Genomic DNA, 17,109 nt, shown 5'->3' with positions numbered 1-17,109 from the left:
GGCGGGTGCGGGGAATCTCAATACGATCCGGCGATGATCACTAGAAGATGGGTGAGGGCCAGTGCGTGCGGCCTGTTCGTCACCCTCGCTGTCGGGTTGTTCCCGTCAGGTGCCGCCGCCGGTGAGCCGGTGGCGAAGGAAGCGCCCAAGGTCGAGTTGGTGCTGGACGTCAGCGGCTCGATGCGCGCGCGGGACATCGACGGGCAGACGCGCATGTCCGCCGCGAAACAGGCGTTCAACGAGGTGCTGGACGCCGTACCCGACGAAGTGCAGCTCGGCATACGGACCTTGGGCGCCAACTACCCCGGCCCCGACAGGAACCTCGGCTGCAAGGACACCAAGCAGCTCTACCCCGTCGGCCCCCTGGACCGCACCGAGGCCAAGACGGCCGTGGCCACGCTGGCCCCCACCGGGTGGACGCCCATCGGACCGGCGCTGCTCGGAGCCGCCGAGGACCTGAAGGGCGGCGACGCCACCCGGCGGATCGTGCTCATCACCGACGGCGAGGACACCTGCGCCCCGCTCGACCCCTGCGAAGTGGCCCGGGACATCGCGGCCAAGGGGATCCACCTGGTCATCGACACGCTCGGGCTCGTTCCCGACGCCAAGACCCGCGACCAGCTGATCTGCATCGCCGAGGCCACCGGCGGCACTTACACCTCCGTGCAGCACACGGCCGAACTCTCGGGCAGAGTCCGGCAGTTGGTGGGCCGGGCAGCCACGCCGGTGGTCAATCCGGTGGCCACCGAGGGCGCGAAGCAGTGTGCGGGAGCACCGGAGTTGAAGCCCGGTCTCTACAGCGACCGCGAGACCTTCGGGGAGCACCGCTGGTACCGGGTCTCCGTGGCACCGGGCCAGGAACTGCGGGCCTCGGTCAGCATCGGCGCCGACCGCGCCGTGAACAACGACTACGGCGTGCTGCTGCGCGCGACGACGGCGAGCGGCCGGGAGATCGTACGCGGCCAGGAGGCCGGTGACGGGCGGACCGACCTGATCTCGTCCGGGCTGCGCTACCCCAAGGCCGGGGACGCCGACGACGAGGAGCCGGTCGAGACCGTGTGTCTCCAGGTCAGCAACTCCTTCTCGGCGCCCGCCTCGGTCAAGACCACCCCGGGCATGCCGGTCGAGCTGACCATCGACGTGGTGGACGGCCCCGACGGGGCCTCCGACGTGGCCTCCTTCGGCCTCGGACGCGGCTGGTGGCTGCTCGGCGCACTGGCGCTCACCGGCCTCCTCGCCGGACTGGTGTGGGGCTGGGTCTCCCGCTGGCGCATCGCGGTCTGGAGGACCAACTGATGAGTACTGCCGTCCTGCGACGTGAACGAAACGAGGGCCCCGCGCCCACCGGACGGCGCGCGCGACGCGCGCTGACCGCCGCCCTCCTCGTGGGCGGCGGCCTCCTCGGGGTGGCGGCCTCGCCGTCGCCGAGCCCGAGCGGCTCCGGGGAGGGTCCGACCGAGGCCGGTACGGCCTTCCGTACCGCCACCCCGCTCCAGTTGGGCCAGGAGGCCACGGCCGACGCCTCCACCGGCGACTACCTCTACTGGGTGCTCCCCCTGGACTCCGGCCGGCGCGCCACCGTGCGGGCCTCGGTCACCCTGCCCGCCGCGACCGGCCGACACTCCGCCTCCACGTGGCAGCTCGACGTGTACGACGGCCTGCGCCGCCGCCAGCCCTGCATGTACGGCACGCAGACCGCCGCGGCCGCCAAGGACGCCTCGACCGTCGACCTGTCCTGCACCCTGCGCCCGGTCCGCTCGGGCGCCGACCAGTGGGCCAACGACCCGCTGCCCGGGGCCTATTACGTCCGGCTCACGGTCACCGACCTCGCGCAGGAGGACCTCGGCCAGCCGGTACGGGCACGCCTGCGGGCCGAGGCCGAGGACGTCGGCGGCGCCTACGCCGCCGACAACGCCCTGGCCGTACCGCTCGTCCCCGGCGCCGGCACCGCGTCCGGCGTCGCACCGGCCGACGGCTGGTCGGGCACGTGGTGGTCGGACCGCTGGCTCTGGACGGCGGCCGGCGGTCTGCTCGCCGCCCTCGCGGGCATCGGCGGCTACCGCCTGACCCGCGGCGCGGGCCGCCCGGGACGGGTACCGCCCACCGCCTGACCCGGGGAGCACGCCCGGGTGCGGGACCGGCAGGCCCCGCACCCGGCCGATCCACCGGGGTCACGGTCCGGGCCGGGGGGTACCCCCCTCGGCGCCGGCCAGACGGAACGTCGCGGTGCCCGACTCCGGCAGGAGCGGCCGCCACGCGAGGGGAAGTGCGGCGGGAACGTCGAAGGTCACGTCTTCGAAAGCCCCGTAGTCCGCGAAGTCGGCCCCGGCGAAGGTCGCCATGTCCGCGAAGACCGCGTGCTTGAAGACCACCGAAGCCCCGAACACCGTCTGATCGAAGACGGTATGGCCCTCGAAACGGACCTCGTCGAACACCACGGGGTGTCCCCATAGGGTGTGGGCGAAGGAGGCCGTTCGGAGGAAGACCGCACGGGTCCACACGTCCCCGCCGAAGAAGACCGCGTGCGAGAAGTCGGCCAGCCCCCGGACCTTCACCCCGCTCATGCGCAGCTGGTTCGACAGATCCGCCCAGGTCAAGTCCAGGTCCTGGGCGAACAGTGCGTCCGTGAAGACCGCGAGGCCACCGAAGTCCGCCATGACGAACCGTGCGTCACGGTCGAAGGTGGTCCCTTCGAAGGTGGCCCCATGGCGGAACACGGTCCGCCCGAAGGACGCGGTCCCTTTGAAATGGGAGCCCATGAAACCCGCACCCTGGGTGAATCTGGCCCGGTCGAAGGAGACACGCCCCTCGAACTCGGCGCCCGACGTGCTCCAGGCGTCGACGAAGTCGGCGCGGTCGAAAGCCGCGTTCCCCATCCGGACGTGCCCGGTCAGCCTGTCCTGCAGGGCGATCAGCACGTCGCGGAGCAGACCACCGGTGAACGTGGTGCCCCGCAGGTCGATGTCATGGCCCGGCCGGAGCTCCCTCAGGTACGCGTCCCGTTCGGGGAGCGTCACATGGGCCAGGCAGCGCTCCCGGCCCGGCAGCCGGATCCCGATGCAGCCGGTCGGAGTCTGCGCCCTGGCCCTGTCACCGCAGTGCGCCCAGTCGAGTGCCGGGTCGTCGGCCCTCAGGTCGGCGCTGATCAGCACCCTGGCCAGCCCGACGGGACCGTTCTCGACGACCCACCCTGCCGGTCGTACGCGCTCCGGCCCGGTCCGCGGACCCATGACGTCCGGCAGGTCGCCCGGCCCCCCGGCCCTCGGCTCCGGGCCCAGCCGCCGGACCGTCAACATCTCGAACCCGTCCACATCACCAAGCGACTCGCCCGCCAGCAAGAGGATGCCGTCCCGAGTGTCCGACCGGTCCAGCCTCGCGGTGATCTCCGGGTGGCGGACCAGCCGCAGTGCCTCGTTCGGCCCCGGCCCGTCCGCCCTTTCCCCCTGCCCCGCGAACGGGCCCCTGGCCAGGGCCACCGCCAGACTGAGCCCATGCTCGCGGGAGCTCGCGCGCAGCCGGCCCAGGGCGTCGGGGAGTGCGGACAGCAGCAGCCCGGTCTTCCCGAGAGCTCCCGGATCCGCCACCACCATGACGCGCAGGCCGCCCTCGTGGGTTGCCACCGCCCCGCGCACCCCCGAGTCCGCCATCGCCTCCACGAGGAGCTCGTCGATCGCACGCCCCACCCATGTGTCCGAGCCCGAGAACACCCGGGGCAGTACCGCCAGGCAGATCGCGGACCGCTCGTTCAGCCCTCGCGCGTGCGTCGCCACGACCTCGCGGAACCCCGGCTGCTCCAGCAGCGTCTGGCCCGTGAGGAACACCATCCGGTCCCGCAGCACCGTGTGCACGATGCCCACCAGCAGGCCGTCCCGGGAGACCGGGGAGCCCACGTAGTGGGTCCAGGCCTCCGGCTCGGCGGAGAGCCGGACGAGCTCCCCGTTGCGCTCCCCCTCGTACGGGAGGACCCCGGCGGCCAGCGCCACCGCCTCGCTCTGATCGGTCGCACCGTCCACGACCAGGCGATCCCCCGGACCCGCGAACCCCTCCGCCCAGGCCGGCTCGGTCCAGTCCGCCGGGTCCACGAGGTCCGTGTCGGAGACGAACAGGAGCACTTGGGGCGCCGCTCCGTCTCCCCAGGCGCGCTGACAGAGCACCTCCTGCCCGTCGACCCGGACCCAGGCCGAGGTGTGCGGCGGCCCGGTCTGCGCATCGCCGACGACCGTCAGGACCAGCCGGGGCGACAGCAGCACGCCCACCGCCTGCGGCTCCCGCTGCGACTCGAGTCGGACCCGCACCACCCGGTCGGCCAGCCCCGACACCGGCCCGGCGGCGAGGGCGAACGGCATGGCCTCCGGCGCCAGTTCGCGCCGTCCCCCGCCCCGGGGCCCCCGGCGGATGGCCGTGAAGTCCCGGCCGGTGCCGCGTTTGTGGGACATGTACTCCCACACGCGCCGCCGCACCAGCTCCCGTACGGAGGCCACGTCACCGCGCAGCTGCGATCCGAGCAGGGCCTCCCGTACGCCCGGCAGGAACTCGAACTGGGCGGTGTCGGCGTCCTGTTCGCCGTCCCAGGGAGCGAGCAGCCCGCCCAGGGCCACTTCCGCGAGGTGGCCGTGCTCGGACTCCCGCAGCAGGGACCGGCGTACGAGGGTCATCACGGGCAGGGTGAGCGGTACGGCGGCCAGGTGGTCGGCGAGGCGCTGGGCCGTCGGCGAGGCGCTCGCGCGGAAGCGCTCCACCGCCTCCAGGGGGTCCGGGAAGAGCTTCGGAGCCCCGGGTGCCTCGTACGGGACACCGCGCGCGGGTTCCGCGTCGAGGCGCAGGCACGCGAGCCGCCGCCAGCGGCCGTCGCCGGACACCACCCGCACCAGCCGGGCCAGGCTCCCGGAGGCGATGCCGACGACCGGGACCACCGCCCCGCCGCCGCGGGCCCGCCGGGCGACCGGGACCCGCTGCCAGGAGCGGGTGGCCGCCGCGGGCCGGTCCGCGCGGACGGCGAAGGGGACCGGCTGGACCGCGCCGCGCGTCCAGAGCCGCTCGGGCAGGACGTTCAGTACGGCCACGGCGTTGTGCGTGGACCACTGCCGGAGCAGACCGCGCAGGGGGGCTTCGCGCCAGCCGCCGGCGACCGTGTCGGAGAGGACCAGGATCAGCCGCCGGGCCGCCGGGTCGACCAGCTCCAGGGGGTTGCGGGGCGGGCTGTCGCGATGGTGCGCGACCATGGGGGCGCCGCCGGGGCCGGTGCCCGTGAGCCGCCAGGTCCGTACGTCGCGGAAGACTCCGCTGCGGATGAGGACCCCGCGCACCTCCTCCACCAGATCGGACCAGAGCAGCATCGAGTGGTGGGAGTCGACGACCAGGGCCACGTCCAGCCAGCGGCTCTCGGCGGGGCGCAGGACCGGGGTGAGCACCATCCGCTCGATGCTGCGCTCGACGGTGAGCTGTTCGTCCAGCTCCTCGCCCGGGCCGCCGATGTTGCGGCGGCCGATCGGGCGCAGGGCGCGCATCAGGGCGAGCGGGTCGTCGAGGGTGGCGGCGCGCGGCAGCCGCACCGCCGTGCCCCGGCGCGCGGCCGGCGCGGGCGCGCCGCCGGGGGTGCCTCCCGCGGTCCGGCCGGCGGAGGGGTCCGCGGGGGCGTCGGGGGCGGGGGCGGGGGCGGGGGCGGCCGCGGGGAAGTACTGGACTCCCGGTTCGACGGCGCCGCCGCGCGTCTTGGGGGGTGACTCCGCTGCGATGGCGGCGGGTTCGGGGGCGGCGGCGGGGGGCGCTGCGGGAGGCTCCGGGCGGAGGGCGGCCGCGTCCACCCGGGTCGCGAGCCACAGGATGTCGGCGATCTCCTCCGCTCCGACTCCGGGGCGCGGGCCGTTGTCCTCGGCGCCTTCGGCCAGGGCGGCGAGGAGCCTCTCGATCACGCGGAGGGTCCGGTGAGGTGGTGCATGACGGTGGCGAGGAAGCGTTCGCGGTCGCCGGGGGCGGACCAGGCGCCGGCCAGCCGGAGCTGGATGGCGTTGAGGAGCTGGTCGGTGGCGAGGTCGCCGTCCTCGGCGCGTTCCAGGAAGCTCTGGACGAGATCTCGGTACTCGTCGCTGTTCTCGATGTCGACGCCGAGCCGGCCACGCACGATGCGGGCGAGTTTGTCGGGTCCCGGCGGGTCCAGGTGGAGCCGGACGCAGCGGCGCAGGAAGGCGGGCGGGAAATCGCGTTCGCCGTTGCTGGTGAGGACGACGATGGGGAAGTACCGGCACTGGACGCGGCCTTGGGAGATCCGGACGGCCGCGTCCGTGTCGTCGTCGGTGCCGATGGAGACGGTGGGGGCCTCCTTGACGAGCCGGGCGAGCTCGGGGATCACGAAGCCGCCGTCCTCGAAGACGGTGAGGAGGTCTCCGGGGAGGTCGATATCGCTCTTGTCGATCTCGTCCACGAGCAGGACGCGGGGGCGGTCCTGGGGCAGGAGGGCCGTACCGAGGGGGCCGAGGCGCAGGTAGCGGGCGATGGACGGTCCGCCGTCCGCGGGGGCCGGGGTCTGGGACTGGGACTGGGCGGGGGTCTGGGGGCGGGCAGCGGGCGGCTCGGCTCCGGGCGTGCGCAACTGCTCCAGCCCGGCTTCCTGGAGCCGGCCGATCGCGTCGTACAGGTACAGGCCGTCGCGCAGGACGGTGCGGCTGGTGACCGGCCAGTGCAGTACCGGTCCCAGGTCGAGGTCGGCTGCGATGCTGGAGGCGAGCGTGGACTTGCCGACCCCCGGCTTGCCGGTGATCAGCAGCGGCCGGCGCAGGTGCAGGGCAGTGTTGACCACGTCCTTCTCCAGCTCGTCGGGCACGTAGCCCTCGCCGCGCCGCCAGGTGCGCTCCCAGGCCTCCCCCGCGCAGCCGGGGGGCGTGTACCCCGGGTCGGGCACGCCCTTGAAGTCGCGCCAGGGCGGTGGCGGTCCGGCCTCCAGCCTGGCCCGGCGCTCGGCGGCCTCGCCGGTCCCTTGGTACAGCCACCAGTCCTTCACCACAGCCTCTGCCTCCATCGTCGGTGTCGCGGGCCGTCGCCGCGAACGGTCATCGGGATCGGTGCGGATGCGAATTCGGGGTCCTGCCCGGGCCCAGGGTCGGCGTCGGGCCCGGGGTCGGTCCCAAGCCCTGGGTCCGGCCCAAGCCCGGGATGGGGCCCAAGCCCGGGATGGGGCCCATGGTCCGGCCCCGGGGCCGGGATGGGGTCCGGGGTCCGGCGTCCGAGGTCCGGATGGGGTTCGGGATCGGCGGTGGCATCGGGAGCGGGTTCAAGCCAGGGACCGGAGGGTGAGGGTGTCGTCGGGATCGTCCCACAGGAGGACCAACCGGTCTCCCCCCGACGGCTGTCGGAGGTCGCCGCCGGGGGCGCCCGCGCCCGCGACGGCGGCCGCCCGGCGCACCGCGCGCACGCGGGCGGGCAGGGCGAGCACGTCGAGTGCGCCGGGGTCGGACGGCCGCCCGTCCTCGCCGGCCGGCGCCAGCAGATCGAGCAGGTCGCCCGCGGACCCGCCGGGACCGGCGCCCCCGGCACCCCCGGCGGCGTACGCGAAGCCGCCCCGAGCCGCGTGCGCCGGCCCCGGCTCCCCGGCCCGGTCTGAGCCCGCCGGAGCGGGGCCGCGGTGCCAGAGGGCCACCGGGACACCGCCCTCCAGGACCGCGTCCACCACCGCCGCCGTCCGCGCCCCCGCCCGCGTGTGCGCCAGTACGCACGCGGGCGCCGGTCCCGCACCCAGTTCCATGCCGAGCCCGTCGCCCGCGTCCGCGTCGGCCACCACCCGGACCGCCTCCGGGTGCCGGCCGCCCTGGGCCCACAGCCAGCGCCACTTGCCGCGCCATTCGGTGCCGGTGTACTCGCGCTCCTGCGGGCAGCGCACCACCACCTGGTAGAGCACGCCCAGGGCCCGGGTCCGCCCGCCCGGGCCGCGCGGGACCGGCCACTGGTCGAAGTCCAGGTCCAGCAGCTCGTACGGCACGTGGAACTCGATCCGCTCCACCGCGCCGGAGAGCCGCCCCGCATCCGCGTCGGCGCCCAACACCTTTGCCGTCGCCACGAGTTGCCGTACGAGTGCGTCCCGTACCGCGTCCAGCCGTACCGGCGCCCCCTCCGATTCCCAGATGTGCTCGGTCGTCTCCCGCCGCAGCCACATCCGGGCGAGGAACCCCTCCTCCCCGCCCGGCGGCGTCTCCAGCCGCACGTGCAGGGCCGTCCTGCGCGGCGGCGGGGGCGGGGGCGGCAGCGCGGGCAGGGCGAGGCGTTCGCGGGTGGCGTGCACCCAGTCGCGCAGCCGGGCCGACCACGGCCCGTCGCCGGGCGCGCCCTGTTCCGCGAGGAACCGTACGAAGGGCACCGGGAGCGGCATCCCGCCCGGTCCGCCGTGGCGTTCGTCGAGGTCCTGGACCACCTCCAGCAGGGTGTCGCCGGGCAGGCCGCCCCGGACGGGGGCCGCGCAGCCGGCCGCCTTGAACGCCCACAGGTACGCCTCGTGGGCGCAGCGCGGCAGGTCGCGGTCCTCGAAGAGTTCGCCGAGCCCGTCCCAGGCGACCTGGTCGAGGCGGCCCGTGCGCGGCGGCGCCATCCCGGGCAGATCGTCATCGAGGAAGGAGGAGGCGTCCCAGTCGCGGTCCACGACGAACTGCGGGAGCTGCCAGCCCTCGCCGCGTTCGCGCAGGCCCAGGAAGGTGCGGTGAATGGAGCGGGCGGTGTCGGCGAGACCGGAGACGGCCTCGCGCACCGGGCGTTCCCCGAGTTCGGCGAGGAGCTCCTCGGTGAAGCGGCCCGCGCCGCGCTCGGCGTCGTTCTTCGCGGCCTCGCCCTCGCGGGAGGCGTACAGCCGGAACTGGCGCCGCCCCGGGACGGTGGCGCCGCCGCCGTAGTCGCTGGTGCCGAAGTTCCACCGGACGTCGCGGGGTGCGTCGACCCGGCATGCGTCCACCAGGGCGGCCTGGTACCGGAAGAGCTCGCGCTTGACGAGGCTGGTGCGCCACCAGCGCAGCGCGGAGTCGAGGTTGAGGTGGCGGATCTGGCCGGGCCGGGCGTCCGTGGAAGGCAGCATCAGTTCACCGCGGCGCGGTTCCGTGTAGCCGTGCCCGGCCCAGAAGATCACCAGCAAATCGCCTTCACAGGCGGGGAGTTCGTCGAACAGCACCGACTTCACGTTCGCCTCGGTCGCCGGGCGGTGCGTGGTGCGCAGGGCCCGCAGAGCGGCGGAGGCCGACCAGTCGAGCGAGTCCGGGTCATCGAGCGGGGACAGCAACAGCCGTACGTGGCCCGGCGGCACCTCTCCCGGTCCGGTCAGCCAGCGGGCGAACCGCAGGGCGTCTCGGGCCGGGCCGCGCAGGTTCCAGTGGCGGCTGACCTCGTAGCTCTCGACCCCGGCGACGAGCGCGAAGGTGCGCGGCCCCAGGTCGGGGGGCAGCAGGTCGAGGGGGTTCACCCGATCTCCGCTTCGGCCACCGCCTGTTCGATGCGTGCGTAGAGGGAGTCCTGTTTCCAGTAGGCGCTGTGGCAGGCCGGGAAGGGCTGGCGGCTGCCGATCTCCTGGTCGCTGACGCGCGGGTCGCCGGGGAAGACGGGCTCGGCGAGGTAGGACAGCACGTCCTGGCGGTCGTAGACGTTGAGCCAGCGCGGGAAGGCGTACGGGAGCCTGGCGCCCGGCACGATCCCGGCCAGCGCGCCGAGTTCGTGGAGGAAGGGTGCCTGCGAGCCGACGGTGACGAGCAGTTCGACGCCGGGCACCGGCTCGCCTCGGGCGGCCGCCAGGGCGAGGAGGTCCACCAGGGCGATGCCGCCGAGGCTGTGTCCGATGAGGACGGTCGGCCCCGGCTCGGCGGTGATCCGCTCGTGCAGGAACGCGCGGAGGCCGGCGCCCCGGGCCTGGTAGCGCAGGATGTCGCCGAGGGCGGGGGTGGCCCCGACGGTGAGGGAGCCGCGCCAGGCGTTGAGCAGCGGTTGGGTGGTGACGCGCATCGCGAGCCGGCCGAGGACGGCGGCGGCGCGGGCGCCGGGGACCCGGGCGTCGCCGCCGAGGCGGGTGGTGATCAGCTCGACGAGGCGGTCGCGCTCGGCTCCGGTGCAGTCGGCCTCGGCTCCGGCCGAGGCGAGTGCGGCGGCGGTCACCGCGCGGGCCAGGACCTTGGCCAGCTCCCGGGCCTGCGTCTCGCCGGCGGCACGGGCCCCGGCGCGGGCGGCCTCGTCGGAACGGGAGACGGTCTTCAGGGCGGCGGGGAATCCGGCGGCGAGGCCGGTGCCGAGCAGTAACGCGGCCTGTTCGCCGCCCTCGGGGACCCCGGAGACCCCGGAGACTTCGGAGACCTCGGCGAGCAGTTCCAGTACGCGGTCGCCCGCGGACTGTACGCCGGGCATCGCGAAGCCGTCGTCATCGGAGGCGCCGTCCGGGTGGCCGTCCGGGTGGCCGTCGAGGTCGCGGTCGGCTCCGGTGTCCCAGCCGGCTTCCGCCAGTACCCGCAGCTCGCAGAGCGGGTCGGCGACCAGCAGCCCCCACTCGGCGGTCTCCTCGTCGTCCGGTCCCATGGCCGCGCCGGGGGCGCTCAGTCCGGGCACGGAACGGCCCTGGGCGCTCAGGGTGGCCCCGTACCGCTCCCCCCAGAAGCAGGAGTCGACGCTCGCCCCGGGGAACCGGGCGGTCAGCCGGTCCCGGACCAGGGCGAAGAGCAGGTCGTGCCGCTCGCGCCGCACCCCCGTGCCGTGCACAAACAGAAATCGCATCGCGGCTCCGCCCCCTCGCACAGTCGTCCCCGCTCGGCACGATAGCGCCGCGCGGCGAACGGGGCCCTTGGAACGTCGAGTTCGGATGGCCGGCGCAAACGCCCGGCCCCACCCGGGCACATGCCCGGCCGCGCCGGACGCCCACCCCTCCCACATCTATCAATCACCTGTCACATGTGAAATATTACTCGCGCTCCGGCCAACCCGGCCGACCGGAAACTCCAGAAAGGTCAGCTACGTTGCGCAGACTCGCTGCGGTGGGAGCGGCGATATCACTCGCCCTCCTCGCCGCCCCCGCGCTCGCCGCCACCGCATCCCCGGCCCCGCCCGCCACGCCGACGCCCGTCGGGCAGCAGCACGCCGAGCAGCAGCAGGCCGCCGCCCCGCCGCCCGCCCCCCTGGAGCTCCAGCGCCAGGCCCTGCGCCGCCAGGCCCTCGAAGAGGTGGCCGCCGGCCGTCCCGGCGGCCTGCGCGCCGAGGCCGACGGCACGCTGCCGCGCCTGGCCAAGGTCGGCAAGCGGTACGTCGAACTGGCCCGGGAGCGCAAGGACAAGGTCTTCGTGATCCTCGCCGAGTTCGGCGACCAGGTGGACAACACCACCGAGTTCGAGGGCAAGCCGCGCTTCGGCGGCACCCCGGGCCCGGCGCACAACACCATCGGCAAGCCGGCCGCGGACGACAACCACACCCTGTGGCGCAAGGACTTCGACCGGTCCTTCTACGAGAAGCAGTTCTTCTCCACCGACCCGCGGTCGGCCTCCCTGCGCGCCTACTACCGGCTCCAGTCCTCCGGCCGGTACGACATGGACGGCATGGTGACCGACTGGGTCAAACTACCCTGGAACGAAGCCCGTTACGGCACCGACAACTGCTCCGAGCCCGGCCAGTGCCGGACCAACTGGGACATGATCCGGGACGCCACCGACTCCTGGTACAAGTCCGAGCGGACGAAGGGCCGTACGCCCGAGCAGATCAAGGCGCAGCTCGCCGAGTACGACGTGTGGGACCGCTACGACGCCGACCACGACGGCAACTTCGACGAGCCGGACGGCTACCTCGACCACCTCGTCGTCGTCCACGCGGGCAAGGACCAGACCTGGGGCGGCGGGACGCAGGGCAAGGACGCCGTGTGGGCGCACCGCTGGTTCGCCTACTGGAACCAGGCCGGCAGCGCGGGCCCGGAGGGCAACAAGGCGGGCGGCACCCCGGTCGGCGACACGGGCATCTGGGCCGGGGACTACCTGACCGGCGGGGAGAACAGCGGCGCGGGCCTCTTCGCGCACGAGTTCGGGCACGATCTGGGCCTGCCGGACCTGTACAGCTCGGACGGGGACAACAGCGTCAACTTCTGGTCGCTGATGTCCTCGGCGTCCTACCTGGGCAAGGGCCGCAATTCCACGGGCGAGTTCCCGGGCGACCTCGACCCCTGGAGCAAGCTCCAGCTGGGCTGGCTCCAGTACACGGAGGCCGACGCGGGTCGCACGACACGGGCGACGCTCGGGGTGTCCGGCTACAACACCGAGGATCCGCAGGCCCTGTTGGTGCACCTGCCGCCGTCTTCGACCACCATCGACCTTGTCGACCCGTACGAGGGCGCCGGCCAGTGGTGGAGCGGTACGGGCGACTTCATGGACAACACGCTGTCGCGCACGGTCGACCTCTCGGGAATCGCGGCCGGCACGGCGGCCCGCCTGGACGCCCGGGTCTGGTACGACATCGAGCAGGACTTCGACTACCTGACGGTGGAGGCCTCCACGGACGGCGGGGCCGGCTGGACGGCGCTGCCGGGCACGGTGGAGGCCACGCCGATCGGGGCGAAGGGGATCTCCGGTACCTCGGCGGGCTGGACGCGGCTCTCGGTACCGCTGACCCAATTCTCCGGCACCTCAGTCCAGTTGAGGCTGCGCGTCACCTCGGACAGCAACACCCACGGCAAGGGCGTCACCTTCGACGACATCCGTGTCACCGCGGGCGCCGACGGCCGGGAGCTGCTGCGCGACGGGGCGGAGCAGGGCGCGAACGGCTGGACTGCGGTCAAGTGGTCGCGCACGCAGGGCCGTACGGGCAGCGAGCAGCACCCGCGCGCGTACCTCGTGGAGAACCGCCGCTACACCGGCTACGGCAGCCTGCTGAGGACGGGGCCGTACAACTTCGGCTTCACGGGCGACAAGGTCGAGTTCTACCCGTACCAGCAGGGCGTGCTGATCTGGCTCTGGGACACGGCGTACAGCGACAACACCACCAAGGCGCACCCCGGCGGCGGCATGCTGCTGCCCGTCGACTCGCGCCCCGAGCCGCTGACCCACGCGGACGGCACGCTGCTGAACGCGCGCGCCCAGACGTTCGACGCCCCCTTCTCCCTCGGGAAGAGCGACCGGATCGTCCTGCACAAGGCGGGCGTCCCCACCACGATCCCGGCCCGGAGCGGCGTACCGGTCTTCGACGACCGCCACGGGTCGTACTGGAACCCGGGGCTGCCGCAGCTCGGCGTCAAGGTGCCGGACACCGGGACCCGGCTCACGGTGGTGAAGGAGGCCGGGGGCGGGGCGCTGACGACGGTGCAGCTCAGCCCGTCGAAGTGACCTTCCCGGGCTGAAGCACGGGGGCCGGCGGGGGCAGGCGGGGCCGGCGGGGGCAGGCGGGGCCGGCGGGGACCGGGGTCAGTGGCGCACCAGACAGAAGGGGTGCCCGGCCGGATCGGCGTAGACCCGCCAGCCCTCGCCCGCCCGGTCCCCGTCGAGCAGGGTGGCACCGCAGGCCAGGACCTCCGCATGGGCCGCGTCCAGGTCCGCGACGGCGAAGTCCAGGTGCAGCTGCTGGGGCCGGGCCGGGTCCGGCCAGCGGGGCGGCCGGTGGTCCTCGGCGTACTGGAAGGCGAGGACCTGGCCGGCCGGAAGGTGCAGGGTCGCCCAGGTGGCGTCGGTCGCCCAGCGCCGGTCGGGACGGTTGACCTCACCGCCGGTCAGGCGCTGGTAGAACGCGGCCAGCGCCGCCGGGTCGGGACAGTCCAGCACCACGCACTGCATCTCGGCGATCACGGGCCGATCCTAGACTCGCCCTAGACGGTCCGGCGCGCGCCCCGCTGCGCCGGCGGACCGTGGTGGGCCGGGTAGGCGGTGGACTCCGGGCCGGCCGGGAGGTGCCGCTTGGACAGGACCCGGAGCATCGTGACGGGGTCGAGCAGGGTGCCCGGCGGGCTGGTCAGCGACAGCACGCCGAAGAAGCGGGCGGCGATCGCCGGGTCGGTGTTGGCTCCCGCCATCACCCGGGACATGTAGCGCTGCAGGATCCGGGTGGCCCGGTCCGGCGGCGGCCCCTCCGTCACCGGGTACCGCATGTCCTCGCTGGTGGCGATCTGCCAGGGCACGGCGGCCGCCGCGAGGGTCCGGCGCTGGATCCGGCGGGAGGCCGCCGCGATCCGCTCCGGGTCCAGGGTGCGGATCTCCTTGGCCAGGGCTTCCGCGGCGAGCGCGGCGACCGTCATGCCGTGCCCGTACACGGGGTTGAAACGGCAGGCCGCGTCGCCGAGGACCACGAACCCGGCCGGCCAGCGCTCCAGGCGCTCGTAGTGGCGCCATTCGTTCGCCGTGTTCCGGAAGGCGGTGGGCGAGGACAGCGGGACCGCGTCCCGGATGGCGTCGTACAGGGCCGGGCTGCGCAGGCTCCCGGCGAACGGGAGGAACTCCTCCTCCCGCACGGGCGGCGCGTGTTCGCCGTTTCCGACCAGGGTCACCAGCCAGCGGTTCCCGTCCAGCGGCATCAGCACTCCGCCGCGCGGAAGGTCCGGACGGCCCTGGACGTACAGGCCCTGCCAGCGCCGTCCCGGATCCTCCGGGATCTTGAAGTAGCGGCTGGAGTACCCGAGATGGGAGTCGTACCGGGTGACCTCCGGGGCCGGGTGACCGAGCGCGGCGAGCCAGGCGGGGGCCTTGGAGGTGCGGCCGGTCGCGTCGACGACGAGGCGTGCGGCCAGCCGCTCGCCGTCGCGCAGTTCCACACCCGTCACCGTGCGGCCGTCCGGCCCGGCGACCAGTCCGGCGGCCGCCCGGCCGGCCCGGATCCGCACGCGCGGATTGCGGAGCACTTCCCGGCGCACCGCCGAGTCGAGCAGTTCCCGGCTCGCGAGCAGGACCCTGGCCCCGGCCACCGGCCCGAACCAGTCGGCCGGGCTCAGCCAGAGGAAGTCGCGCGGCGAGTCGGCGAGGACGGCGCCCGCGGCCAGGAGCTTGCCGGTGATGCCCGGCAGCATCAGCTCGATCAGGTCCAGGCCCCGCGCCCACAGGACGTGCGTGTGCCGGGTCTGAGGTAGCCCCGGCCGGAACACCGGCTCGCCGTCGGGTAGTTCGTCCCGCTCGATCACCGTGACCCGGGAGAACCGCATCGCGAGCACCCGCGCCGCCAGCAGCCCGGCCATGCCCGCGCCGAGGACCACGGCATGGTCCCCGGCGTGCTCCTCGGCATGGTCCTCGGCATGCGGTCCGGTGGTGCGTGGGTGGTTGTCCGTCGTGTCGTCGTCCATGCCGCCGAGTGTGACGGCGGGCGGGGCTCCCAGGTCAGGGCCCGGACGGGGCGCCCGGAGGCTCGACGGGGGCGGACGGGCTCATACCGGGGCGCGCCCCCGTCCGGACCCCCGTCCGGACCTCCGCCCGGACCCCCGTCCGCACCTCCGCCCGGACCTCCGCCCGGATCAGGGGCAGAGGGCGGTCCAGGTGACCTTCACGTGCCCTCCGTCGTCCCCGCGGAACTCGCTGGTGCGGGTCCCCGGCTGATCGGTGTACGGATCCCAGGCCACCGTGCCCCGGGCGACCAGGTCGTCGGCCGAGGAGGCGTCGTAGTCCCAGAGGAAGACGCCGATCTCGAACGGGCCGGGCCCGTACGTGGTCCCCGAGCCGACGCGCTGGTAGAAGTACGGGTCGGGGTTGGTGCGGTTGCCCTGGTTGGGGAAGGTCGACGGGTCCGAGCCGGAGCGCGACCACACGGCGGTGCGCGCACCGTCACCGGTCCGGACCGCGATGTCGCCGTAGAGCGCGGGCCGGGTCGTGCCGTCGTCGAAGTAGGTCAGCTCCGCCTGGTCCACGCGCACCCGGCAGGCGGGGACGCCCTGCACCGGGGTCACGGTGTAGGTGACGGAGGCCTCGCCGCCGTCCACACCGGCCATCTTGGCGGTGAACCGGCCGAAGCCGAGCGCCGGGTCCCAGTGGACGCGGCCTGCGGCCATCACGTCGTCGTTGTTCCCGGCGCTGTAGTCGGCGTCGACGAGGTGGGCGGTGACGGTCGCCCGGCCGCTGAAGACCTGACTCCTGACGGAATCATCGAGCCCGAACCACGGGTCGTGGTCGGGGAAGGCGGTGGCGCCGGACCGGTCGCGGTGCCAGAGGGAGCGGGCGGTCCCGTCGGTGGTCAGGGTGAGCCCGTCGTAGAGCTCGGGTCCGCTCTCGCCGCTGGAGGTGAACCGCGCCGAGTCGACCGTGATCCGGAACGGACCGGCCTTCAGGTCGACTTGACTCACCGGGTCCTTGGAGAACTCGGCGACGATCTGCCGGCGGACCCACTCGTTGCCGAGCAGTCCGTAGTGCGAGGGGCAGCCGCTGTCGCCCACCGGCAGGACGTGGTTCACGGCTCCGGCCAGTGCGGTGGAGCGCGGGGCGCGGCTGTCGCCGGGTGGGATCTGCTGGTCGCAGGTGGAGCTGAAGGTGGTGTAGCGGGTGGCGCCCGGGGTTTCGTCGCCCGCGTTGAGGGAGGCCAGGAAGGGGCTGCCGGGGGTCATGTCGGCGAGCGAGGCCGCATGGATGTCGCAGAAGGTGGCGAAGGGGCCGCAGGGCGCGGCGTCCCCCGCCCCGTGGTTGGGTCCGCCGAGCGAAACCCAGGAGCGGACCCGGGAACTCCCGCCGTCCTTGAGGTACTTGCGCGTCAGCAGCGAGCCCATGCTGTGGGCGACCACATCGACGGGGCGGCTGCCGAACCGTTCGGTGAGGAAGGCGCCGAAGCGGGCGGCGTTGGAGTCGTTGGTGGCGGCCCAGTCGTAACCGAATTCGGCGAGGTCGCTGGATAGCCACCCCTGGGCGTGCAGGTGGTCCTCCAGCCCGTCGAGGGAGGCCGCGGTGTCCCCGAATCCGTGGACGAGGACGACCGGCGTACGCCGCTCCGCACGGGCGGCGGCCTCCGCCGCCTCCACGGCCCGAGCCGTCGGGGCGGTGAGCAGGGTGGCGACGAGCGCCGCGGCGAGGGCCGCGGCGAGGGCGACGAGCATCGGGAACAACAGGGGCACGGGCAGGGCGGATCTGCGCATGGCTCTCCCAGGGGAATGCGACGTGACGCAACTCGGACTCGAGCTCGGACTCGGCAGCCTGAAGTGACTGGCGAGTAGCAAGCTAGCCCCCGGGG

At 74.1% G+C, this 17,109-nt stretch carries 10 protein-coding genes; 3 read left to right on the top strand and 7 right to left on the bottom strand.

Annotated elements, in window-relative coordinates; genetic code table 11:
- The first annotated feature begins 33 nt into the window (after nt 1-33).
- Both MTF69_RS27375 and MTF69_RS27370 read left to right on the top strand, forming a co-directional pair.
- Nucleotides 34-1,296, top strand: coding sequence for a VWA domain-containing protein (locus MTF69_RS27375; RefSeq protein ID WP_243338811.1), 1,263 nt, complete (start codon nt 34-36; stop codon nt 1,294-1,296).
- Nucleotides 1,296-2,111, top strand: a complete 816-nt coding sequence (locus tag MTF69_RS27370; RefSeq protein WP_243338809.1) for a hypothetical protein — start codon at nt 1,296-1,298, stop codon at nt 2,109-2,111. The genes MTF69_RS27375 and MTF69_RS27370 overlap by 1 nt, the downstream gene beginning before the upstream one ends.
- A gap of 60 nt (nt 2,112-2,171) precedes the next feature.
- On the opposite strand, the gene MTF69_RS43045 is transcribed toward MTF69_RS27370, so the two are convergent.
- The 4 genes from MTF69_RS43045 to MTF69_RS27345 form a co-directional block, all read right to left on the bottom strand.
- Complete coding sequence (locus tag MTF69_RS43045) at nt 2,172-5,912, bottom strand: SAV_2336 N-terminal domain-related protein (protein ID WP_308401459.1); 3,741 nt, start codon at nt 5,910-5,912, stop codon at nt 2,172-2,174.
- Nucleotides 5,909-6,997 carry an AAA family ATPase gene (locus MTF69_RS27355; RefSeq protein WP_374324024.1) on the bottom strand — a complete coding sequence of 363 codons (1,089 nt, stop codon included), beginning with the start codon at nt 6,995-6,997 and terminating at the stop codon, nt 5,909-5,911. The genes MTF69_RS43045 and MTF69_RS27355 overlap by 4 nt, the downstream gene beginning before the upstream one ends.
- Before the next feature lie 270 nt (nt 6,998-7,267).
- The gene (locus tag MTF69_RS27350) at nt 7,268-9,433 is read right to left on the bottom strand and encodes a caspase family protein (RefSeq protein ID WP_243338807.1); all 2,166 of its coding nucleotides are present in this window, start codon (nt 9,431-9,433) and stop codon (nt 7,268-7,270) included.
- Nucleotides 9,430-10,725, bottom strand: a complete 1,296-nt coding sequence (locus tag MTF69_RS27345) for a hypothetical protein (protein WP_243338806.1) — start codon at nt 10,723-10,725, stop codon at nt 9,430-9,432. Before MTF69_RS27345 ends, MTF69_RS27350 begins: the two co-directional genes overlap by 4 nt.
- Before the next feature lie 257 nt (nt 10,726-10,982).
- On the opposite strand from MTF69_RS27345, the gene MTF69_RS27340 reads away from it, so the two are divergent.
- Nucleotides 10,983-13,307 (top strand): immune inhibitor A domain-containing protein, encoded by a 2,325-nt coding sequence (locus MTF69_RS27340; protein WP_243338805.1) that lies wholly within the window; start codon nt 10,983-10,985, stop codon nt 13,305-13,307.
- 78 nt (nt 13,308-13,385) lie between these two features.
- Here the strand turns inward: MTF69_RS27340 and MTF69_RS27335 are convergent, their stop codons facing one another.
- The 3 genes from MTF69_RS27335 to MTF69_RS27325 form a co-directional block, all read right to left on the bottom strand.
- Nucleotides 13,386-13,763 carry a VOC family protein gene (locus MTF69_RS27335; RefSeq protein ID WP_243338804.1) on the bottom strand — a complete coding sequence of 126 codons (378 nt, stop codon included), beginning with the start codon at nt 13,761-13,763 and terminating at the stop codon, nt 13,386-13,388.
- 20 nt (nt 13,764-13,783) lie between these two features.
- A complete protein-coding gene (locus MTF69_RS27330) occupies nt 13,784-15,244 on the bottom strand; it encodes an NAD(P)/FAD-dependent oxidoreductase (protein WP_243338803.1) in 1,461 nt (486 codons plus the stop codon).
- Between the two features lie 168 nt (nt 15,245-15,412).
- On the bottom strand, nt 15,413-17,014 hold the full coding sequence (locus tag MTF69_RS27325) for a triacylglycerol lipase (protein WP_243338801.1): 1,602 nt from the start codon (nt 17,012-17,014) through the stop codon (nt 15,413-15,415).
- Between the last annotated feature and the right edge of the window lie 95 nt (nt 17,015-17,109).

This window comes from Streptomyces sp. AP-93 (genome assembly GCF_022808175.1).
In the GTDB taxonomy this organism is placed as follows: Bacteria; Actinomycetota; Actinomycetes; order Streptomycetales; family Streptomycetaceae; genus Streptomyces.
Note: the sequence above shows the minus strand (reverse complement) of the source record. Positions and strands in the feature narration are given on the sequence as shown.

Excerpts from the sequence above, each read along its gene's own strand:
- MTF69_RS27370 (WP_243338809.1), top strand. The coding sequence starts at position 1,296 with ATGAGTACTGCCGTCCTGCGACGTGAACGAAACGAGGGCCCCGCGCCC.
- MTF69_RS27345 (WP_243338806.1), bottom strand. The coding sequence starts at position 10,725 with ATGCGATTTCTGTTTGTGCACGGCACGGGGGTGCGGCGCGAGCGGCAC.
- MTF69_RS27330 (WP_243338803.1), bottom strand. The coding sequence starts at position 15,244 with ATGGACGACGACACGACGGACAACCACCCACGCACCACCGGACCGCAT.
- MTF69_RS27375 (WP_243338811.1), top strand. The coding sequence starts at position 34 with ATGATCACTAGAAGATGGGTGAGGGCCAGTGCGTGCGGCCTGTTCGTC.
- MTF69_RS27325 (WP_243338801.1), bottom strand. The coding sequence starts at position 17,014 with ATGCGCAGATCCGCCCTGCCCGTGCCCCTGTTGTTCCCGATGCTCGTC.